The organism is Elusimicrobiaceae bacterium, from assembly GCA_017528825.1.
Lineage (GTDB): Bacteria > Elusimicrobiota > Elusimicrobia > Elusimicrobiales > Elusimicrobiaceae > Avelusimicrobium.
This window is the reverse complement of sequence record JAFXOI010000035.1, coordinates 37,709-60,583: the sequence shown is the minus strand read 5'-3', so window position 1 is coordinate 60,583 and position 22,875 is coordinate 37,709. Positions and strand designations below refer to the sequence as shown.

Genomic DNA, 22,875 nt, shown 5'->3' with positions numbered 1-22,875 from the left:
AATTTATATAATAAAGTATATCAAATTAGGAATAGACCTGCTGAATTGTTATGAAACGAGTTTTTGCTTTTTTATCTCCTTTGTTCGTCCATTATAAACTCTTATTGCTTGCCAGTTTGCCTGCACTGGCGGTAACGGCCTTCGGACTGATACAAGTACAAGTCACCGCCCCTACCGCTTGGCTGGTAACCTTGGGCGCACGCCTTTTAGTTGAGTATGCCTTTTTGGGTTTGTGTTTATCTGTACTTTTTGCCATCGGAATTAAAAATAAATGGTTTTTAAGTTTCTTGCTCTTTCTGTACTACTTTGCCATGACAGCTGATTTTGTCTTGTTACTTTATTTCAAAGAGCGTTTTGGGGCAAAGTATTTTAATACATTGCAAGGCGGCGATTATGATTTTATGACCGATTGGCGGCTTTTATCTTACTTCGCGGCAGTGGCTCTTTTCTGCGTAGGTATTGTACGCCGCTGGTGTGCTGCCTCTGAACGAAAACAAGCACTTAAACAAGCGGGATTGTGCGCACTTATACTAGCTTTCTTTAGTTTTATAAATCCTTTTGTATTGCTACAAAAACCCAATGATTTTTTTGCCCGCTATTTTCTCCCCCCGCTGCCTGTTTATTTAGCTAAAGCAATGATTGCTCCCGCACCGCAGGCGATTATCACATCAGAATTACCCGCAGAAGTGGCGGCTACCGCTGAAAAATACCATGTATTCACCGCCCAAAACACAGGTATCGGCAAAAATTATAAACGCGTTATTTTAATTGCTACCGAATCTTTATCAGCCAAATATATGCACCGCTTTAACCCCCATATTCCTGTTAAAGCCGGGCGCGGTTATGATGCCTTGTTTGAGCAATATCCTGCCACCACCTTACAAACCGTTACACTTTCCACTTTATACGGTTTAACTGTTATGTTTTCTTCCCATCCGTATGCGGAATTAAATTTCCAAAACGGTTATCCATTATCCTTTGTAAAAGAACTCAAAAAAGCAGGGTTCCATACCGCTTTTGTACGCGGTGCGCACGAAGATTATATGAATGAAAACGAATTATTTCATCAAGCCGGTTTTGATGTCGTGCAAGGGTGGCGCTTTTTTGAGGACAAGCCGGAATATACTACCTATTTAACATGGTGGGGATTATTAGACCGCAAACTCTTTGACTATGCTACGCAATATCTAAAAGAGCATCAAGATGAAAAAACTTTTTTGACCTTACTGACGGTAGATACCCATGTGCCGCTGGGCCGGAGTGATTACATAGATCAACAATATGAGGAAATCGACGCGCCTTTTTATGATCGTCCCACCCTGCCGCGCGCTTTTGCCCGTGTGGGGCAAGATATCGAGCGCTTTTTGCAAAATTTGCGTGAGAAAAATTTACTCGATGAGCATACGCTTATTTTAGTGACAGGGGATCACCCTTCTTTTTCCAATATGATCACGCCGGCTTTGTTCAAACCGTTTGATCCGGTTTTTGACCGTATTCCGCTTGCCGTAATTACAGCCCCTGCTTTACAAAAACCGCTTGTAACCGATGTGTTGGCCAGTCAATTGGACATTGCCCCTACCGTGCTGGATCTGTTGAACCTACCGCAACCCAAAGGATTTTTCGGGCATAGCTTGTTTGAGGTAAATAGCGAGCGCACCGTCTTTGATATTAAAGAAGATTATCTGATTGTACGCACTAAACAAGGGCAGCAGGTTATTGCGTTAAACACAACTCGGCCGGCAGATCAACCGCTCATTAATCTGGTGCGTACCGTTTGGACAAAGTAACCATTACCCCACTTATTTTAGAAGAAACTCCTTTTTAAGGCGTGAAATATGCTAAAATTGAGAGGTATCAATATATTTTCATTTATGGAGGAAGCATGAATACTGCAGCACAAGGCGGAGGAGCAAATTTATTTTTAATGCTCATCTTGACCTTCTTCATCATCATGATATTCTGGTCCGGCCGCGGACAGAAGAAACGCGAACAAGAACGTCTTACTAAACTGGAAGCACTACAGAAAGGCGACCAAGTTGTTATTTCCGGAGGGATTGTAGGAACTGTTGTCGGGTTTCACGACAATGCTTTGGAAGTGAAATTGGCCGATAATGTTAAAATAACCGTTTTGAAATCGGGTGTCGTCGGGTTTTTATCCGCCGTTACTCCCATTAAACAAGGAGGAGCCAAATAATGTCCAAGTCTCTGGCCATTAAATGGATTATCATCATTGTCGTACTGCTGGGCTCTCTAGCGCTGATTTATCCTAATTATCGCTGGTACTCTAAGCCCAACGCCGAACGTGTCAAACTGGAAGCCATGGGAGAACGTCCGGCCCGTATGTTGAACTTGGGTCTAGACCTGCGAGGTGGTAGTAGTCTGCTACTGGAATTAGATGTATCCAAACTCAGCAGCAAAGAACCACTCAATGAAGCGATGGCCCGCGCCATCGAAATCATCCGCAACCGTATTGACCAATACGGAGTGGGTGAAACCCTCATTACCCGTCAGGGTGAAAAGTGGATTTTGGTCCAACTGCCCGGTGTAGCCAATCCGGCCGCCGCGGAAGCGTTAATCGGCAAAACAGCCATGTTGGAATTTCACATTGTGAAAAATGACACCACCGGCGCTGAAAAAGCCATTGCCAAGTTGGAAGAAACCGAAGAACCATACGATCAAGACGGAAACCTAAAACCGGAAATTGCCGAACTGTTACCGGAAGGATATACCATTTTCCGCACGAAAGACGGAGGTTACAATGTGGTAGATAAAGCAGCCAAAGTAACCGGTGCTGATTTGGAAAATGCCCGTCTAACCATGTATGGCGACAACGGATATCCTGAGGTTGCTTTCTCTTTCAATGCAGACGGTGCTAAAAAATTCGGACAGTTGACCGGCTCCAACATCGGCAAGCAATTGGCCATCGTGTTGGATAACACAATTCAATCTGCTCCCGTAGTGCAAAGCCGTATTACTAAAGATGGCCGCATTTCCGGTACTTTTACCTTGGATGAAGCCAGACAATTAACCATTGTACTCAAAGCAGGCGCTTTGCCGGCTCCTGTACATGTCATTGAGAAAAAGACCATCGGCCCCACCTTGGGAGAAGACTCTATTAAGTCCGGTTTAAGTGCTTCTTTGTATGCTTTACTGGGCATTTTATTGTTCATGGTCATCTATTATAAATGGGCAGGTTTTATCGCCGATACGGCCTTAATTCTCAACCTCATTTTGTTAGTGGCAATCATGAGTTATTTCTCAGCTACGCTCACGGTGCCCGGCATTGCCGGTGTCATCTTATCGTTGGCCATGGCCATCGATGCCAACGTGCTGATCATTGAACGTATGCGCGAAGAAAAACTTATGGGCAAACCGATTGCTACCATTATCCAACTGGGTTATGAAAAAGCATGGTCTGCTATTTTTGACTCCAATATCACCACCATCATCGTGGGTTGCTGTCTATTGCAATTTGGTACGGGCCCCGTCAAAGGGTTTGCCGTTACCTTGATTATTGGTCTGGTAGTCAGCTTGTTCACGGCCGTATTTGTGACACGTGCCATGTATGAGTTGATGTTAACTTCTAATCCCAAGGAGATCAGCTTATGATGACTTTTTTCCCAAAAACACACATTGATTTCCTCAAATACAGAAAGATATACTTTACCCTTTCTGCCCTGATTTTTGTCTTTGGTATTTACTTATTCTCTACCAAAGGGTTGAACTTGGGCATTGACTTTACCGGCGGTACCATGGTACAAGTCAAATTTGAGCAAAAAGTGGATATGGCCCAAATTCGTGCGGCCTTGAGCCAAACGGGTCATAGCTCTGACTTACAGAGTTACGGAGATGAAACCTTTGCGGTACGTGAAAAAGGGACCGAATCCAATGTAGGAGAAGTGCAAGCTCGCATTGAAGCGGCCTTAAACACTTTGCATGTTCCCTATGTAGTCCAGCAAACTAACTTCGTAGGCCCTACCGTAGGACAAAATATGACTGAACGGGCCGCGTGGGCTATTATCTTATCCTTGGTGTTTATCATCATTTATGTAGCCTTTCGCTTTAACAATATCTTGTGGGGCACATCCGGCGTAGTAGCCCTGTTCCACGATTTATTTGTGATGGCTGTAGCTTTTGCTATTACACAGCGCGAAATTGACCTCGTAGTGGTAGCCGCATTCTTAACGGTAGCCGGTTTTTCTATTAACGATACCATCGTTATTTTTGACCGCATCCGCGAAAATATGCGTCTGAACCCGCGTGCAACATTGGGAGAACTCATTAATTTATCCATTAACGAAACTCTCTCTCGCACGGCGATTACCTCTATTACCGTAGTTGGTGCGTTGTTCGTGCTTTACTTTATCGGTGGAGAAGCGTTAAACTCCTTCTCGTTTGCTATGTTGGTGGGCTGTATTTGTGGTTTCTACACTACCATTGCACTGACGACTCCGTTGGTGTATGTGTGGACTAAAGGCGGCAAAAATATGGAATCTTTGCCCAAACACGAATACAAACCGGCTCCGGCTCCCAAAAGAGTAGAACCGGTAACAGCCATGGAAGAAGGAACGAAAGGTCCTTCTAAAAAAGCCATGCGCAAAAGCCGTCGCAACAGAAGATAAGTCTTTGTTTAAGAGGGCGCTCCGCTCGGGTGCGCCCTCTTTTAAGACAGGTTGGATATGAATGTCTGCTAGGGATTGATATACAAGTTGTCTAAAATACCATGCGAAAAATTAAACGTTTTAAGATTAGTACCCGCCAAAAAGAAATCACGCGCAAGATTTTGCGTTTAGGATTAGATTTAACCGCGGCTAATTTAACAAACGAAATAGAGCTATCTAAATTTGTGCTCGATCTTGCCCAGCAGCTAGATCCGGGCACCGTGTATGAGTTAAATGAAAATGTGCTATGGGATTTAGGCACTCAAACTGTGGCAGCACAAGGCATATTTAGTGCTTGCGCCGTGACTTTAGGAGACAAACCCATTGCTTATATTGCAGATTGGGCTCCGGAAAAACAGTTGATTGCTCAAGTAGTGTTGTTTGAGTTTTTACGCACGGCTACCCTGTTTGTGTTGGATTTAATTAAAGAACAGGCCGAAAAAGAAGAATATGAGGCACAAGAGCCGCAATTTATCTATGTACCTAAATTAGGTATGGCTCCCGAACCCAAATTATTTCAAGAGGCCTCCCGTGCTGATTTAGAGACCAGCTCTAAAATCTTGCCGCAATTGCTTTCACATATCAGCAGCGATAAAATCAATGTGGCATGGCAAGACGGACAATTGACTCCACAAGCTACCGTGGTATTAATTGTCCCTTGGCAGAAAAAGAAACGAAAAGGGAAAAAATAATGGCCAAACGCAAATCTAAATCTACTCAACAGCCCATTTCCCTATCACGCCGAATGATTTCATGGTTAATTTACGGCTATAGTGTCTTTTTGGGCTGGACTACACGCGTGTATTGGTTCAAAACCGATGAATTTTTAGCTTTAGAAAAACAGGGCAAAAATTATATTTACTGCATTTGGCACAATCAACAGCTTTTCTTATTATATCCCTACCGCAAGCAAAAAGTGGCGGCCTTGATTAGCCAAAGTAAAGACGGGGAATATATTGCGCGCGTTTTGCCCTATTTTGGTATGAAAGCCGTACGCGGCAGTTCTACACGCGGCGGTGCACGTGCATTAATTGAAATGATACGCGCTGTACGAGAAGGCTATCATCCGATACTCACGCCGGATGGTCCGCGAGGTCCGATTTATCAAGTTCAACACGGTATCTTATATTTGGCGCGCAAAACAGGGTTGCCTATTATTCCAGTGGGAAGTGCGTTAAATCACAAATTTAAAGTTGGTTCTTGGGATAAAATGCGCGTACCCTTACCGTTTGGAAAAACTGCTTTTACCTATGGAAAAGCGTTTTATATTACCGAGGAAACCAATTTGGAAACTGCCGCACTGGCGCTCAAAAATGAATTGGACCGCGTAACCGATCAATCCGAGCAATTTATCAACAAAAAACCCTTTGATAATACAAAGGGTTGATCTATTGACCTATCTATTCACACTCTTATTTCAGACGAATTAGCTGCAGTTGCACCGTTATTGCGCCGTCTTGATACTCCAATACATCCGGCACTTGCTCTTGTGCTACTGTTTGATAGTGCTTAAAGAAAAGCGTTGTTCGGTTGAAAAGTGCGCTGGAAAGCACTTGTTCGGGATAAGAATTCTTATCTTCGTATATATATTTTCTTGCAAACGGAGCCTGATACGAAATATAAGTTTTCATCTCTTTACGCTGGCAACGGCTCATGCTCTCCGGCTGAAATAATAACAAAGTCCACATACGTTGCAATTTAGCACGCACCACTGCTTTGTCTGCTTGTTTAATGAGGAATTGATATTGCGTTTTGTCTGGGGTAACTATAGCCTGCAATAAACGATATCCCCCCGCCGCGGAAAAGGCATTTATTTCATACTCATTGACACCTAATTTCTTGATTTCTAAAACTCCGTCCAGCCCATATTGTTTTCTACTGGCCTGCATATAAAAAGCCGCTAAGGTTTTTCCTTCGGCAAATAAAGAAGGCATTATTTTTGTTTCGGCACAATTTTTCTGCACCGGAACAGAAGCACAGGCTCCTAAACCGAGCAGACATATTCCTGCAAATAAAAATTTTTTCATCTTTGTTCCTGTCAATACTGCGGCGGTGATGCCCTTTTTAATATTATAATATAAAGTAAATGAGCACATTATCACTTTATTTGTTAACCGTATTATTATCCGCTACGACTACCGCCATTGCACTGCCTTTGCTACGCGCAGCTATCGGACCGGCCTTGTTAGATAGCCCCGGCGGATTAAAACATCACGCTCAATCTACTCCTATAGTGGGCGGTTGCGCCTTGTTGGCGGGATTAATAGTCAGTTTGTTTTTTATTCGTTATACTACTGATTTTCCCACCGGAACGTTGCATAGTTTGCGCGGCATTTTATGCGGGGGTGCCATGATTTTCGGGCTGGGTTTATTAGACGATTTGAAAAAGCCGGCCGGCTTAGGAATTTCCGTTAAATTATTTATACAAATTCTGGCTACCTTATGCCTTATGCGTTATGGAGTACATATCAGCTTATTTGATTCCCCCGTGCTTTCTTATACGCTTACTTTTTTGTGGGTGTTGGGAATTACCAATGCATTTAACTTATTAGACATTGCTGACGGCTTATGCGTGGGGCAAGCTGTTATTTGCTGTCTGGGTTTAATTTTTATTTCCCTCCCTTCCGAGCAAATTTATGTCAATTTCGGAGCTTACGCCCTACTGGGAGCTTGCCTTGGTTTTTGGCCGTATAATCATAGCCGCCGTTTGAAATCTTTTTTAGGAGATAGCGGCAGCACATTAATCGGTTTTCTGATAGCGGCCTTGTCCATGGGAGCCGATTACAGCACTTTATCAAATGTTGGTTTTCTGGCACCCTTACTAATTTTAGCGGTTCCCATATTTGATACTTCTTTTGTCAGTTTAGTACGTCTACAAAAAGGGCAAAATCCTTTGCAGGGCAGTCCCGATCATGCCGTCATACGTTTGCAACGGGCAGGAATTTCCCCAAAAACAATTTTATTATCTTTTTTAACGGCAGGCGTTCTATTTAACATACTTGCATTTTGGACCACGCGGCTTACGCTACTACCTGCTCTTTGCGTGTACGGCGTTGCCCTACTGCTAACAGTAATGATTGCGCTGTATCTGATTGGTATTTCGGGACATACACATGACTAAAAAACCTTCATCCCTTCACGTGCGTTACTTGATTTTAGGCGGTGGTTTAACCGGTCTGAGCACGGCCTATCATTTAGAACAGCAGAAACAAACCGATTACCTAGTCGTGGAAAAAAATTCATTTTTTGGGGGATTATGTGCCAGCGAGGTGAAAAACGGATTCACCTTTGATTATTCCGGCCATTTATTACACTTGCACAATCCCTACACCAAACAATTAGTGCGCCGTTTGTTAAAAGGGAATTTATTACGACACAAACGCAACGCTTTTATTAATCTATATGGCCGCAAAATCCCTTTTCCGTTCCAAGCCAATTTATGGGCGTTGCCCGCCAAATATCGTCGTGCTTGCGTGGAAGGTGCCCTACAAGCAGCCAAGCAGCCTATTCAATCCCCAAAAAATTTTGAACAATGGGCCCAACAATCCTTTGGCCGCAACATGTACGAATGTTTTTTCAAACCTTACAATCAAAAGCTCTGGCAAACACCTCTAACAGAATTAACGTGTGATTGGTGCGGCACCTTTGTCCCCACCCCCAACATAACTCAAATTAAACAAGGCGCACGCCGTCCCGGGAAAAAAAGTTGGGGATACAATTCCTATTTTTATTATCCTAAATCCGGAGGGTGCGCCGCACTGGCTGATGCATTGGCCGAGCGCGTGCCTAATACATGGCTTTCGGCAGAAGTCACCTCTATTAATTTAGCCAATCAGCGAGCTCTCGTTCAAGGCAAGTGGGTATCTTATGACACACTAATCAATACCTTGCCGTTGCCGGTATTTCTCCAGCGTTGTGTCCGCTTGCCCAAGCATATCAAACAAAAAGCCTCTAAACTTAAGAGTACTTCGGTATATGTCTTTCAAATAGCCATCGGACGAAAAATAACGCCATTTCACTGGATTTATTTTCCTGAGCCGGAAATGCCTTTCTACCGCGTAGGTATGCAAAGTGCTTTTTCGCCATACAATGCGCCCAAAGGCACGAGCTCTCTGTATATTGAAACAACTCAAAAAATCACACCCGGTAAGGCGACCGAACAAGCCATTTTTAAGACACTATGCCAAAAAGGTATAATAAAAGAGCAAGATAAAATCCTTTTTTCATTTTGGCGCACCTTAAATCCGGCCTATGCCATATATGATAAATATCGTTTGGACGCTGTAACAACGATTACCCGTTGGTTACAACAACAACATACGCTATGTGCCGGACGGTATGGCTGTTGGGAATATTCGTTTATGGAACGCAGTTTATTACAAGGGAAAGAAATCGCTTCTATATTAGGGATACAAGCATGAAAATACTCGTTTTTGGGGGCAGTTTTGACCCCGTACATAAAGGCCATGTGGCCATGCTCAAAAAGGCTTTAGCCGTCATTAAACCGGATGTAACGCATATTGTTCCTGCTTACCAATCTCCGTTTAAGGCAAAGTCCCCCACCCCGTTTCATTTGCGTATGCAAATGGCACAGGCCGCTTTTTCTGCTTTAGATACTAATTTAATTTTTGACGATTATGAATTCAAACAGGGCGGTAAAACCTATTCTTATCAATTAGTGCAATATCTACAAACACGATACCCCCAGGCGGACATTTATCTGTTGGTGGGAACAGATTGCCTAAACGATTTGCACGCTTGGAAAAATGCAGACTATATTTTCAAACATACTACCATTGTAGCCGGCCGCCGCAAGGGGTTCAAAGAAAATCATGTAGATTTTAAGCATATTATGCTCCCCGGCCAATTTCCGAAACTTTCTTCCACGCGCGTGCGCACTCATATTTTATCTAGCGGAGGAATTCCGGCAGATAAAATATCGGCCGAAGTGGGAAAAATCATTTTGGCGCATGATTTGTACGGGTTAGAGCAACATCGCTGGCTTAAGAAACATCTTAAACCTAACCGCTATTTACACTCTATTAAAGTGGCGGAATTATGTGCCGTCTTAAGCGATATCTACGAAGTCCCTACCGAAAAAGCCGTACAGGCAGGTATTTTGCATGATGCCGGCAAAGGATTTTCGGCTCAAGATTTAATTCATTATTGCACAGAACATCGTTTAAAAATCCCCTATTTTGAAGATATTTGCAAATGTGAACCTGCGCTGTTACATTCGTTTGTTTCGGCGCAACTGGCACAAGAACTTTTTTCAATACAGGACCGTGACGTATTAACCGCCATTGAAGAACATACATTGGGCAGCTTGAACATGACGCAATTAAGTAAAATTTTGTTCGTGGCGGATATTTCTTCCAAAGACCGCAAATACAAAGATGCTTTTGTGATACGCACCTTGGCCATGCAGGATTTGGAGAAGGCGCTTTTATATGCCGCTAACCGGAAATTATGGTTCACCATTGACAGCCAAAAGTGGCTTTGTCCGGCAGGGATTGAATTATGGAATCATCTGGTAAAGCACGCAGCCTAATAGGTAAATTATTTTTGTTGGGACTGTTAGGCGCGGTAGGTTGGGCGGCCCTAGCGCAATATCAGTCTGTAACAGTGCGCACGCTTACCCAAAAAGCAGACGACACTTTATACGTCGCTATTTTGACGCAACCGGCTATGGTGGCGGCCTATAATCCGAGCTCTCGCAAATCCATATGGACCACCATTAAACGGCGCAAACTGCCTCAAGCTCCTTTTGATAATGCACACGATTTACTCAAACAAGCTCAAGTGCCTACTTTGTCTGTACGATACTATATTCCAAAAACGCTTAAACGAGATGAGTTTTGGGAGCAATTCAAAAACCGCCTGACTCAATGGAGATATAATCCCGTATTGGCCGGACAGTTGCTGTGGGATTATTTACAAGCCTATCATGATAAGCGGACCAATCTTTCCCCGGCGGAATTTTTATCCTATGCGATGGACATGAGCCGCTTAGAACTGACGGATATTACCATTAAAAATGTAGAAGAAAAAACAAAAAAGAAGGCCTCTAAATCTACTACTCCCGCCGTTGAGCCGGACCGTATTTTAGCTCCTGTGGAAGATAAGGCCCCGTTAGCTTTAGAGGACAGGCCCTTGTTGCTGGAAATCTTAAATGCATCCGGCAAAAAAGGAGCCGCCATGGAACTTACTCAATACCTGCGGGATAAAACCCAGCAAGGCCTACTGTCGGTAGACGTATTGCAGTACGACACCTTCCACGGGGAACGCCAAGCGCAAACCCACATCATTGATTTCACCGGACGGCGCAACCAACTCAAGCAACTGAGCTCTGCAATGGGACTCAATAACGAAATTATATCGGAAAAACAAGATACCGCCATTTGTGATGCGCGTATTATCATCGGTGAAGACTACAAACAACCGCTGTAGTTATAAATCACTGACTCCTTCAAGCGGTTGCGTATTAGACGTGATCGGGATACGGAACCAAAAAGTGGCCCCTTGCCCTAACCCTGCACTAGACACACCAATTTCTCCTTGGTGAGCATTGACGATTTCTTGCGCAATAGACAAACCCAACCCCCAGCCCTGTTTGCGAGCTGTATGGTCGTGTTCAGATTGATGAAATTTCTGGAAAATTTTAACTTGTTCATCCGGGGCAATGCCGGGGCCTTCGTCTTGCACAGCACATAATAACCAACCGTTCTCTATCACATATTCTACGGCGATGCGTCCCCCTTGCGGAGAGAATTTAATGGCATTCCCCAATAAATTATTCAGTACCTGCGAAATACGGAAACGATCTGCGTATACCAATACGTCCGTTGGATAAGCGTATTTGACTAGAAAAATGCCTTTCTTTTGTGCATTGACCTGTTGCAAGGCGTGCACATCATCTAATAATTGGTTGAAATTGAATTCCTTGAAATCCATATTAAATTTACCGGACTCAATCATCGAAATGTCCATCAAGTCGGCCATGAGTTGGTTCATATTGTCTGTGGCTTTTAAGATATTATTCAATGCGATTTGTTCGCTATTGCCTTCTCCCTGCGGGCTATCCATCATAAGTACCGAGGTAAAACCCTGAATAGAAGTCAGCGGTTGGCGCAAGTCATGGGCCACAATAGACATAAATTTAGAACGGATTTCGCTTAAGCGGTTAAGTTCTTGGTTTGAAAGTTTTAACTTTTCCACCATGCCTTCCAGCATATTCACTTTACCGGATAGTTGCATTTGCAAGGCAGCTACCTGTTGTTGATAATTATGCTCGGCCTTCATGACGGCACGTTTCATTTTGCGCAAATAGACACGCCGTGAAATCCAGTAGGTAAGCAGGATCAATATCGTGGTGAGCACGATATAATAAACAAGATAATGATGAGAGGTAAATATGCTAGGCATAATTTTATTATAACTCTTTTAGAGATTTGCGCAAGGTTTCTTCCAGCCGAGCGCGAGACACCGCTCCTTCTCTAAGTAAAACAGGCTCCCCGGTCAAATCCACTACGGACGAGGCCGTGGCAGAGAGTGTTCCTCCTGTTAAGATATAATCCGCTTTCCCCTCTAAAAATTCAACCACTTGCTGCTCCGTGGTTAAGACCGGTTGCCCGTGCAAATTAGCACTTGTAGAAGCCAAAGGCACTGACATGGCGGTCAGCAGACGCAATAAATGTGTATGCGCCGGCACACGCAGGCCCAACCCCGCAAATCCGCGCCGCAAAGGTTCTCCCGCAAGATTGGGCTTTAAAATTAATGTTAAAGCTCCGGGCCAAAAGGCCTTTGCTAGAAGGTCCGCCTCTTTATTCCATTGGGTAATTTGCTGAGCTTGCGCCACACTGCCCACCAAAATTTGCAAAGCATCCGAGGCCGGACGTTGTTTAATTTGATAAATACGGGAAATAGACTGTTCCGCAAAGGCATTAGTACCTAGGCCATATACGGTGTCCGTGGCAAAAGCAATCACCGCGCCTTCTTCAATAGCGGTGGCGGTTTGTTGTAACTCAGCTTCAGACATTTTTTCAATAGGATAAATCTTCGTCATGCGGTGTTTCCTGTGTTTCGGGTAAACCAATTACTACCACAAATTCTCCCTGCACTTTTTTGCGCCGGCGTAAGTTCTCTGCCACTTCACTTGCCGTACCGCGCAACCATTCCTCGTATACTTTAGAAATCTCACGCGCGGCCACAACCGGAGTGGTTTCGCCCAGCGTAGCGGTAATCAATTCCAACAATTTAATGACACGGAAAGGAGATTCATACACGATTACCGGATGTTTTTGTGCATAGGCGGCCGATAATAATTTGGCTGCTTTGCCGGGTTTACGTGGCAAAAATCCTAAGAAGGTAAACGCGCCCCCCGTAAAACCGGCCCCGGCCAACGCGCAAGCCGCCGCACTGGGCCCCGGTAGCGAGGTAATGGGCAATCCTTCCTGCGCCGCTCTGCGCACCAGTTTCCACCCCGGATCGGAAATACACGGCGTGCCACAATCAGACACCAACGCGCAATTTTTGCCTTGGCGCACCAGTTCCACGCAACGCCGCACGGACGATTCGTCATTTTCATTATAACGGACAGTAGGTTTAGAAATCCCAAAATGGGTCAGCAAAATTTGCGTACGGCGCGTATCTTCGCACAACACAAAATCGGCATTTTTCAGTGTGTCTAATGCGCGCAAGGTGATATCTTGCAAATTCCCCAACGGGGTAGGTACTATAGATAACATAGTCTTAGTATATAAAATTGTGGCCCTTGGCTGTAAATTGTATAGAAAAAGCTATCGAAAAATGCTATTCTAAAGATATACTATTGTTGAGGTGCTTTATGAAGAATAAGGACATTGCTATACTGGCTGCCCGTTATGCCGATGAAAAAAAAGCGGAAAATATCAAAGTCATAGATTTGCAAGGATTATCCTCTTTGTGTGACTATATCATCCTGGCTACCGTGACATCCAAACCTCACTTGGAAGCAGTGGAAGAAGAAATCAGCACTCAACTTAAGAAAATCGGGATTTATAAATCAAACCGAGATGGCGCAGACAGCATGATGTGGCGCGTATCGGACTATGGGTCTTTTTTAGTACATATTATGACGGCAGAAGCGCGCGATTTTTACGCCTTAGATAAAATTTTTAGTTTTGGTAAAGAAGTGAACTATCACAAACCTAAAACCGTTAAAAAAACCGCAACCACTAAAAAAACTGTTACTAAAAAAACCTCTACAAAAAAAGCGGCGGTTAAGAAAGCCACCTCCAAAACCGTCAAAAAACCGGCTAAGAAAACTACGGCTAAAAAAACCACCAAAAAGGAAAAGAAATAAATGTTTACCCATTTGAAAAAAGATATTGAAATCAAACTTTCCAGTGCTCCTGCTTTTCAAGGGGCCACCTTACCTGAAGTTGAATTTTCCCCCGCGCCGGAACATACCGGTGCAGATTTGTCGTTGAACTGGGCTATGTCCGCCGCCAAAGTATTACACAAAAACCCTTTGGAAATTGCCAAAACGGCGGCTACATTACTGCAGGAAGTGAACGGTATTGACAGCGCTACCGCCGCCGCGCCCGGTTTTATCAATATCCGCTTAGAAGATAAATTTTTAACCTTAGCGGCGTTAGACCGCCGCATTAAAGAGGCCGATTCTCCGTACGGCTCCAAGCATAAAATTTTAATTGAGTTTGTCTCTGCTAACCCGACCGGCCCTTTGCATATGGCGTCTGGGCGCGGAGCGGCATTGGGCGACAGTTTGGTGCGCATTTATCGTGCTCTAGGTTATTCGTGCGATAGCGAGTACTATGTTAATGATGCCGGCAACCAAGCTCAAATGCTGGCGGCCTCTCTTAAAGCTCGCATCAACGGGCAAGAACCGCCGGAAAACGGATATCATGGTTCCTATCTGATTGATATGGCCAAAGTGGCTCCGAAAGATTTGAAAGAAGAAGATTATGGACGTTGGGCCATGGAGTATTTAATCAAAACCCAACAAGATGATATGAATGCTTTCCGCGTGCAATTTACGCGCTGGTTCCGCGAGTCCGAATTACATCAGGCCGGAGCCGTACAAAAAGCATTAAAATCATTGGAAGATAACGGTTATGCGTATAAAAAAGACGATGCCGTGTGGTTTGGTTCCACCCAAGATAAAGAAGCCAAAGACGACAAAGACCGCGTCTTGGTACGCACCGATGGACGCCCCACTTATTTTTTGGCAGATATTGCTTATCATAAAAACAAATTTGACCGTGGCTATGACCAACTGATTGATATTTTAGGGGCCGATCATCACGGTTATGTGCCGCGCATGAAAGCCGCCGTGCATGCTTTGGGCAAAGAAGAGAAATCTTTTACCCCCATTATTCACCAGTTAGTGCACTTGTTAGATAACGGTGAACAAGTGAAAATGTCCAAACGGGCCGGTAAATTTATTACCTTGCGGGAATTAGTCGATGAAGTAGGCACCGATGCTTGCCGCTTTTTCTTCTCCAGTCGCACACCCAATGCACAAATGACCTTTGATATTCAACTGGCTAAAAAACAATCCAATGAAAATCCGGTCTACTATGTGCAATATGTGCACGCGCGCATCCATTCCATTTTTGCCGCAGCCGCCCAAAAAGGATGGGAACCGGGCGAAATTGTGATGCCACTTTCCGCAGCAGAACGCACTTTACTACTTAAATTAATATGGTTTAAGCCGGTATTACGGGCCTGTTTGCGAGATATGAGCCCGCATCATTTGCCGACGTATCTGATGGAATTAGCGGGCTTGTTCCACTCGTTCTACGATAATTGCCGCGTGCTCGATGAAAACAATTTACCGCTTACACGCTCCCGCTTGCTGATTTGCCAGCGAGTGGCCGAACGAATCCGGAAAGGATTAGAATTTTTAGGAGTCAGCGCCCCCGAAAAAATGTAAGTGCGCTTTTGAAAAACTAAAAAATCTCTTTGACGCTTTGCGCAAAGAGATTTTCTATATAACACGGAGAAATCATGAAAAAAATTCTTTTGTCGTTAGCTTGTTTTATCTCTCTTTCTTTGGCCGCCCAAACTTTAGCGCAGGCCGAAAAAGATTACGCCGACGGCCGCTTTAGCGAGGCCTTAAAAACGTATCAAACCTTATTGCCGCAAGCCAAGCAAGATACTTTATATCAAGTCCAATTACGCATTGTCGGTTGCCAATACATGCTTGGCAAATATATGCAGGCGGCTCAAAGTGCCTTTGGGTTTGAGTTGTCCAGTCAGCCTTTGTGGCAAGCGCGCCTGTTGCTATACCGCATCCAGACAGCTCAACGGGTACAAAACACCTATCGTTTCGGCCTTTCCGCATCCGACGAAGACGAAGGGGATTTGGAGCAACTTAGTGCCGCCCAATGGCAAGACAAAATTAATGAAAGTTTTGAACAATTATGGACCTTACGCAAACAATTGATTGAAGCTCCTATTGAAAAAGAAACGCTCATTTTAGAACTGCAAGATACTGACACAAAAGCCATTCCGACTTTGTTTGACTTTGTACTGTTACAATGGAAAAACCAACTAGAAAATGAGGCCGTCTCCCCCCTTCGGGCAGAAGATATGCTTTCGTGGGACAGAGTGCCCGCTCCTTCTTCCAAACAAGACATACAAAAGTTACAGTATTTACTGGCGGAAGCGGCCCAATTAGAAGGGAAAAATCGTGCCGATGCCCGCTTGATTTGGCAAACAGACCGTGTTACCCTGCCGTTTGATTACCCTTCCTTTTTCACATTTGATAATCAAGAAAAAGCCCGCCAAAAAGCAATAGAAATTTTGCAAACCTTAAGCGGATATACCCAACAAACCGGTATCTGGAACAAATTAGGTCGTTGGATACACTCGCTGGGCACCAGCAAGGCCGATTACGGCCAAGCCTACGCCGCCTTAAAAGCAGCCCGTTTGTTAAATCAAGACCAACAATACATCCAAGCCGTCCAACTATGCGACTGGACTGCCCAAACCTTAGCAAGCAACTATTACAGCCAGTCATGCAAACAGTTAGCCCAAGAAATCCGCCAACCGGTTTTAGACATAGAAAGCCCCGCTTTTAGCCAAGACCCGCAACACACTCGCTTATCTTTCTCTGCTCGCAATATCTCCACCGTATATTTGCGTTTATATGCCGTTACACAAGAAGAATTACAAAAATGGAACAAAGAAAAAACTCCTACTTCTTGGCGTTATTTAACTCAAATTCAAAGCGACCAAATTCCCCAGTTACTTACACGCACGCCGCTTTCTCATTTGAGTAAATCCATTGCCTACGAAAAGCCACACGCTTTTGCCAAGCAAGTCTGGGAACTTCCTCCCCTTGAAGCTCGTGGGTTCTATATAGCCGTTTTATCCTATGATGAAACTTTTAATCCTCAAACAGCCCCTGTGAAGGCGGTAGTCTTAAACAATACGGAATTGGCTCTTTTTGTCACAGCCGCTATTGAGGATGACCCTGCTAAGTATCATACCCGTCAAGCCCAGACTTACACTCCGTCCGTTTTTCGTATATATACTTGGAATTTGCAAAGCGGCCAACCGCAACCCAATGCCGCCGTTACCTACATTACAGATTGGAAAGGTAACCGTAGCCACGGTACAACCGACGAAAAAGGCGTCCTGACTTTGCCTCAAACCATCCATGTAAATGGCAATGATCGTTCGTCCTTTATCTTACCCAAAGCAGAAACTCAGGGTAGTACTGCGTTTTTAACTAATTCAGTTTATTTTTACTTTTCCAATCCTCAACCCGTACGCTTATACTTAGAAAGTGACCGAGCTGTATACCGTCCGGGCCAAAACGTAACACTAGCTGTTTATGGACTAGAAGAAGCCGGACGCGGCTTAAAAACTCTGCCGGATCATACAAAAGTACAAATACGGGTGCGTGACGTTAACGGTCAGTCCATACTGGACAAAACGGTCTCCCTCAATGCCTACGGTACGGCCCAACTTTCTTTTACCTTGCCGCAAGAAGGATTGCTAGGTTCTTATCAAGCACAAGCCACCTACAAATATGACGGCCGCACAGCAAATGCCTATTATGACATAGCGGTAGAAGAGTATAAACGTCCTGAATATGAAGTTTCACTTTCTCAAGCAGCCACCTTGCAGTATGGCAAAACCGCTCATATTACCGGCAAAGCGGCTTATTATGTAGGTAGTCCGCTTGTCAAAGCTCCGGTACAATACAAAGTAACCCGTCAGTATTTTCGTCCTTTCTGTTGGTGGTGGCGTCCGATGCCGGCTCAACAACCGGAAATTATTGCCCACGGAGAAACAACCACCGATTCTGACGGTAACTTTACAATTTCATTCGTTCCCACCGCCGGAAAAGATACCTCTTGGCCGACTACTTTTCACGTAGAAGCATCCGTAAGAGATGCCTCCGGCCGCGCTATTGACACGACAGCCGATTACAAAGCCAGTCAACACACCGTATTTTTTAAGGCCTCTTTTACAAAAGGTTTTTATGAGCAACATACTGCCGGAAGTTTAGCCGAAATAGAACTGACCGATATTAACAATCAACCTATTTCCGGTAAATTTACCGCAGAAATTATAGAGTTGGAAAATGTGTTCTCCGCTGAGAAACCGACCGCCACTTTCCGACAGGAAAATTCGTTAGAAAACTGGTATGGTAAAAACAAAGAATTGCGCTTAGTGTCAACGCACACCGTTACGGTTGAAAAATCAGAACCTGTCATGTTAAACTTGCCCAGTTTACCGGAAGGTATTTATAAAATCAAATTAAGCGCTAAAAATGCAGAGACGGCGGAATTGGTTTTTGTGGTAGCCGCCCCCAAATCTTCTTTGGCTTTGCCGGCAGTAGCGATTGTGCAAGAAAAGAGTTACTATCCGGGCTCTGTGGCTAAAATCTTATTAGGCGCGCAAGATTTACACGGAGTAAAACAACTGGAAATATACGATGACGGACAATTCCTTGCCAAACAAGAACGCTTAGCAGACGGTGCGGAAATTTATCAATTACCCATTCTGCCTACTTGGCGTGGCGGCGTTTATGTTCGTTGGTTTGGAGCAAGCGATTATCAGATGTATCAAGGACAAACTTTTGTGCAAGTTCCGCATGATAATCAAGCGCTGTCTTTAACCATAAATGTGCCCGACCACGTACAACCGGGAGAACGAGTATCTTGGAAATTAACCGCTAAAGACGCCGCTTCCAATCCCATTAACGGACAGGCTTCTCTGCGGGTCTATGACAAATCACTGGATTATTATGCCGCTATTTCTCCGTTATTATCCATGGAAAAACTATATCCGTCCGCTTCGCTACGGGCTAATTTTTCAGATAGCCGTTTCCAAACCTATGCCCAACAACATTACACGGGCCGCCAAGTGTACGATCCCTTAGAATCACCCCGACCGCCTCGGTTAAACTTGCAGGCCTATTACCACTCTTATCAAAGCAAACGTATGTTCGCTACAAGAGGAGCCGCCGCTCCCATGATGTTAATGGCTAAAGCAGCCCCCGCTATGGATATGGCAGTAAACGATATGAAGGAAGAATCTGCCGGGGCCGTTGCCGAATCTGAACGTGCTATGGGCGCTTCCGCTGGTAACACGCCTACTCCTCGTACCGATTTTGCGGAAACGGCTTATTTTAATTCCATGTTGCCCATCACCGCCGGCAAAGCAATAGTTTCTTTTACTTTCCCGCAAAGTTTGACTGCATGGAATATACAAGCCTTTGCATTCACTCCGCGTGTAGAGATAGGATCGTATCAAGCCCAAACGGTCAGCCGAAAAGATGTAATGATCCGCTTGTCTCTGCCTCGTTTCTGGCGTGGAAAAGACCAAAGCACTTTGGTAGCACAAGTCACCAATACAACTGCCAAGAAACGCACAGCCGAAATCACTTTAGATCTCGTGAAAGACGGAACCTCGGCCGCGGCCGCTTTTGGAATTGAAAAGGCCACGCAAACGATTTCCGTACCGGCGGGAGCCACCCAAGCTGTTACGTGGAAAGTGTCGGTACCGAAGGGAGTGGGTATGGCGCAAATTACGGCTACGGTGCGAAGCGGTAATTACACCGATGCCGAAAGCCGCACCTTGCCTTTGTTGCCCGCGATGTCACGCGTGGTAGACAGTGTCACGGCCGCCTTGGAGGATAAGCCGCAAACTTTGCGTTTGGAAAACCTGCTCCAACCCGATGACACGCGCGACGTTTCCTCAGTAACCTTGCGTTTGGATCCCAGTTTACTACGCAGTGTACTCAATGCCATGCCCCAACTGTTACAACCTGCTTACAAAGATGCGCTAAGCCTAGTGAACAGTTATGCTCCGTTGGCGGTTGTGCAAGCCTTTTACACGGCCTATCCGTTACTGCAACAGGCCGTAGGACAACTGCCCAAACGAAACACCCAGCTACCGGCATGGGAAGAACAAGATCCTTCCCGTTTGTTACTGCTGAGCCAAACTCCGTGGTTACAAACTTTCAAAGGAGGTGTGCAATCAGAGGCATTCTTGGCAGATTTATTTGATCCGTCCTCGGTAGAAACCGCCAAAAAACGCTTAGAGCAAAAGCTATCAGCCTACCAAACCCAAGCAGGCGGTTTCTCTTGGATGCCTGACGGACAGGCCAGCGAATTTATTACGCTTAAAATACTGGCGGCCTACGGACAAATTTTACGCTACGGAGGAGAAGTAAATCGCACTAGCGCCGAAAAGGCATTGGCGTGGATGTCCTCTCGTATTGAAAATAATTTGACGCAGAGCACGCCTCATGCTTCTACGGTATCGTATGCTTTATATGCAGCCTACGTATATACTGCCTTCCCACAGACGTGGAAATCTATCAAGCAAGCCCCCATACAAAAGTGGCTTACTTATGCAGATAAACATAGCCGTTATATGACCCCACTGGGGCAAACCTACGCCGCCGCGGCTTATTACCGGTTAGGCAATAAAACGAAAGCCAATGAGTATTTAGATTTAGTGCTTTCCCGTGTTCAAACCAATCCTGTTACCGGTTCGTATTTTGCGCCGGAAGCGCAAAGCTGGCTATGGTATAATGACACCTTGGCTACTCAAACGGCAACCCTGCGCACCTTGTTAGAAATACGTCCAAACGATGAGCAGGCGGCCGGACTGGTAAAATGGATTTTGTTTAACCGCAAGGCACAGGCCTGGCGCGATAGTGCCTCTACCGCAGAAGCCATTTACACGTTGCTTGATTACATGCAACGCCGCGGCCTACTTAATGATCCGGCGGAATATTCCTTGCAATGGGATGGACAGAAAAAATCCATTCGCGTGGAACCGTTTGATTGGAGCGGACCGCTTACTTGGACCAAAACCGCCCCGGATATTTCTGAAAAAGATTATACAGCCCAAGCCAGCAAACAAGGCGGTTTGACCTCTTTTGTCACATTAGATGCAGTGTACACCACTGCTCAAGCAAACGCTTCGCCCGAAGGGGTCATAAATGTACAACGCCGCTACCTGCTTAAATATCAGGAAGACGGACGGGAAAAAGTACGCGCCTTGCAACCGCAGGAGCAAATCCCGGTCGGCAGTGAAGTAGAAGTGGAACTGACTGTTACCGCTTCCTCTGCGTTTGACTATGTCCTGCTGGCCGATCCCAAACCGGCCGGATTTGAAAATACGGATTTGACAAGCGGCTGGACGTGGAATACCTTGAGTTTCTACCGAGAAGTACGCGACGGAGCGACTAATTTCTTCATCGACCGCGTTCCGGCGGGTACTTACACCTTGCGCTATACTTTACGGCCTACGCTGCCCGGTGTTTACCACGCACTGCCCGCGCAGATACAATCCATGTATGCGCCGGAATTTGCCGCACACACCGCAACCAATCAATTGGAAGTGAAATAGAAAAAACCCCCGCTCTAAACTACTGAGCGGGGGTTTTTTATAGAGAACAATATTTATTCGTCTAAATACTTTTGATATGGAGCAATAGCCTCTGCACAGCGTGCAGACGAACACTGACGAGAAGCTCCGCAGTAGTCTCCGCAACAACAAGAGGTTTCATCATAAGAGACGTGGGCGTACTGAGACGTGTCACATGTACTATTCGCTACATTTGCATAACAAATACTATTATTTGTAAGTGTTGCACCCCAACAAGCATTGCCAAGTCCATTGGCTACACAAATTCCGCCATTATCAAAAGTTGCACCATAACCGCAATAGTTTTTTTGAGCCGTATTACAAATGACGGCTCCTCCGTTTACCGCAGAATCTCTACAGGGATCACCAGTAGTCGTGTCCTTGGTCGCCACACACGCGCCACCTTGTTGAATGCGTGCCCCACCATTGGAATGATAGAGCACCCCGCCTTCTTCTATAATAGGATTTCTGCATCCAATGCAAACACCTCCCTCTTGTATGTGTGCTCCCCGACACGCCCACTCGGCTCCTTGTCCTTGGCATTTTCCACCATCTTTTACAATAACGCCGTTACAAGAATTGCCACCCGTAGCTATACAAATTCCTTCTGCACCAACTACCTGTCCACTAACGCCATTTTCATATCCGCACTGATCATCCATACTGGCAATTACACCCATACCTAAATCTGTACAACGAGTGGCAGTATCTTTATAACATTTTGTTTTACTTGTGCTCCAAGAGCGACTGGCATTATCACAGGTGGCTTTATCAATAGATTGGTCTAACAAATAACCCGTATAACCATCAGCCGAAGTTAATTCTTGTCCTTGTAACAAACCACCGCAAAGTCGGTTTGCTCTTTCGTCTCCGGTGACTGCTTCACAATGTAGTTGTCCGGCAAATTTTGGATTGTCATTTAAGTAACTGGCTAGTCTGACATTGGCTAGTTTGCTATTCGTTACTCTGATTACATTAGGGTCAGAGGTGTTATTGGGGGTGATTAAATTAAATGTTAAATCACTATTTTCCATAGTCACATCAAGATTTCCCATTTCACTGGTATATCCGTCATTGGACATCTTAAATGCTTCTTCCGCGTCTTTTATCGCTTTGGCTCCGGGGAGCATGGTACTCCAATGACTTTTATCTACTGCTCCTTGATACATCGGGATAGCAATAGCACTTAACACTCCGATAATCAGAACTACGATTAGTAATTCAATTAAAGTAAAGGCTTTCCTTGACATTTTTATTCTCCTGTTTAATCATCTTAAAACGCCCGTAATGCAACGTTTCACAAGCAAGTGCC

At 44.9% G+C, this 22,875-nt stretch carries 18 protein-coding genes; 13 read left to right on the top strand and 5 right to left on the bottom strand.

Features of this window, described 5'->3' with window-relative positions:
- Window positions 1-50: 50 nt before the first annotated feature.
- From IKN49_06345 to IKN49_06320, 6 genes are all read left to right on the top strand, one after another.
- Window positions 51-1,787 carry a sulfatase-like hydrolase/transferase gene (locus IKN49_06345; GenBank protein MBR3632657.1) on the top strand — a complete coding sequence of 579 codons (1,737 nt, stop codon included), beginning with the start codon at window positions 51-53 and terminating at the stop codon, window positions 1,785-1,787.
- Window positions 1,788-1,882: 95 nt separating this feature from the next.
- Complete coding sequence (yajC, locus tag IKN49_06340; GenBank protein MBR3632656.1) at window positions 1,883-2,194, top strand: preprotein translocase subunit YajC; 312 nt, start codon at window positions 1,883-1,885, stop codon at window positions 2,192-2,194.
- The gene (gene secD / locus IKN49_06335; GenBank protein MBR3632655.1) at window positions 2,194-3,609 is read left to right on the top strand and encodes a protein translocase subunit SecD; all 1,416 of its coding nucleotides are present in this window, start codon (window positions 2,194-2,196) and stop codon (window positions 3,607-3,609) included. The genes yajC and secD overlap by 1 nt, the downstream gene beginning before the upstream one ends.
- Window positions 3,606-4,622 (top strand): protein translocase subunit SecF, encoded by a 1,017-nt coding sequence (gene secF / locus IKN49_06330; GenBank protein MBR3632654.1) that lies wholly within the window; start codon window positions 3,606-3,608, stop codon window positions 4,620-4,622. The genes secD and secF overlap by 4 nt, the downstream gene beginning before the upstream one ends.
- A gap of 101 nt (window positions 4,623-4,723) precedes the next feature.
- Window positions 4,724-5,353: a hypothetical protein gene (locus IKN49_06325; GenBank protein ID MBR3632653.1), complete on the top strand. Its 630-nt coding sequence runs from the start codon at window positions 4,724-4,726 to the stop codon at window positions 5,351-5,353.
- Window positions 5,353-6,048: a lysophospholipid acyltransferase family protein gene (locus IKN49_06320; protein MBR3632652.1), complete on the top strand. Its 696-nt coding sequence runs from the start codon at window positions 5,353-5,355 to the stop codon at window positions 6,046-6,048. Before IKN49_06325 ends, IKN49_06320 begins: the two co-directional genes overlap by 1 nt.
- Window positions 6,049-6,073: 25 nt before the next feature.
- Here the strand turns inward: IKN49_06320 and IKN49_06315 are convergent, their stop codons facing one another.
- A complete protein-coding gene (locus IKN49_06315) occupies window positions 6,074-6,688 on the bottom strand; it encodes a hypothetical protein (GenBank protein MBR3632651.1) in 615 nt (204 codons plus the stop codon).
- A 59-nt stretch (window positions 6,689-6,747) separates the two neighbouring features.
- Here IKN49_06315 and IKN49_06310 point away from each other — a divergent pair, with 59 nt between their 5' ends.
- Genes IKN49_06310 through IKN49_06295 form a run of 4 tightly spaced genes read left to right on the top strand, consistent with a single transcriptional unit; the run spans window position 6,748 to window position 11,111 of the window.
- A complete protein-coding gene (locus IKN49_06310; protein MBR3632650.1) occupies window positions 6,748-7,782 on the top strand; it encodes an undecaprenyl/decaprenyl-phosphate alpha-N-acetylglucosaminyl 1-phosphate transferase in 1,035 nt (344 codons plus the stop codon).
- A complete protein-coding gene (locus tag IKN49_06305; GenBank protein MBR3632649.1) occupies window positions 7,775-9,082 on the top strand; it encodes an FAD-dependent oxidoreductase in 1,308 nt (435 codons plus the stop codon). Before IKN49_06310 ends, IKN49_06305 begins: the two co-directional genes overlap by 8 nt.
- Complete coding sequence (gene nadD / locus IKN49_06300; GenBank protein MBR3632648.1) at window positions 9,079-10,212, top strand: nicotinate (nicotinamide) nucleotide adenylyltransferase; 1,134 nt, start codon at window positions 9,079-9,081, stop codon at window positions 10,210-10,212. Before IKN49_06305 ends, nadD begins: the two co-directional genes overlap by 4 nt.
- Entirely contained in the window at window positions 10,182-11,111 is a 930-nt protein-coding gene (locus IKN49_06295; protein ID MBR3632647.1) for a LytR C-terminal domain-containing protein, read from the top strand. The genes nadD and IKN49_06295 overlap by 31 nt, the downstream gene beginning before the upstream one ends.
- Here IKN49_06295 and IKN49_06290 read toward each other — a convergent pair whose 3' ends face one another.
- Genes IKN49_06290 through rsmI form a run of 3 tightly spaced genes read right to left on the bottom strand, consistent with a single transcriptional unit; the run spans window position 11,112 to window position 13,408 of the window.
- Window positions 11,112-12,086: a HAMP domain-containing histidine kinase gene (locus IKN49_06290; GenBank protein ID MBR3632646.1), complete on the bottom strand. Its 975-nt coding sequence runs from the start codon at window positions 12,084-12,086 to the stop codon at window positions 11,112-11,114. It lies immediately after the preceding gene.
- A 7-nt stretch (window positions 12,087-12,093) separates the two neighbouring features.
- Window positions 12,094-12,726 (bottom strand): threonylcarbamoyl-AMP synthase, encoded by a 633-nt coding sequence (locus IKN49_06285; GenBank protein ID MBR3632645.1) that lies wholly within the window; start codon window positions 12,724-12,726, stop codon window positions 12,094-12,096.
- Window positions 12,704-13,408, bottom strand: coding sequence for a 16S rRNA (cytidine(1402)-2'-O)-methyltransferase (rsmI, locus tag IKN49_06280; protein MBR3632644.1), 705 nt, complete (start codon window positions 13,406-13,408; stop codon window positions 12,704-12,706). The genes IKN49_06285 and rsmI overlap by 23 nt, the downstream gene beginning before the upstream one ends.
- A 98-nt stretch (window positions 13,409-13,506) precedes the next feature.
- On the opposite strand from rsmI, the gene rsfS reads away from it, so the two are divergent.
- The 3 genes from rsfS (at window position 13,507) to IKN49_06265 (ending at window position 21,545) form a co-directional block, all read left to right on the top strand.
- Entirely contained in the window at window positions 13,507-14,004 is a 498-nt protein-coding gene (gene rsfS, locus IKN49_06275) for a ribosome silencing factor (GenBank protein ID MBR3632643.1), read from the top strand.
- Entirely contained in the window at window positions 14,005-15,597 is a 1,593-nt protein-coding gene (locus tag IKN49_06270) for an arginine--tRNA ligase (GenBank protein MBR3632642.1), read from the top strand.
- 74 nt (window positions 15,598-15,671) lie between these two features.
- Window positions 15,672-21,545: a hypothetical protein gene (locus IKN49_06265; protein ID MBR3632641.1), complete on the top strand. Its 5,874-nt coding sequence runs from the start codon at window positions 15,672-15,674 to the stop codon at window positions 21,543-21,545.
- Window positions 21,546-21,598: 53 nt separating this feature from the next.
- Here the strand turns inward: IKN49_06265 and IKN49_06260 are convergent, their stop codons facing one another.
- Window positions 21,599-22,813, bottom strand: coding sequence for a pilin (locus tag IKN49_06260; GenBank protein ID MBR3632640.1), 1,215 nt, complete (start codon window positions 22,811-22,813; stop codon window positions 21,599-21,601).
- Window positions 22,814-22,875: the final 62 nt, after the last annotated feature.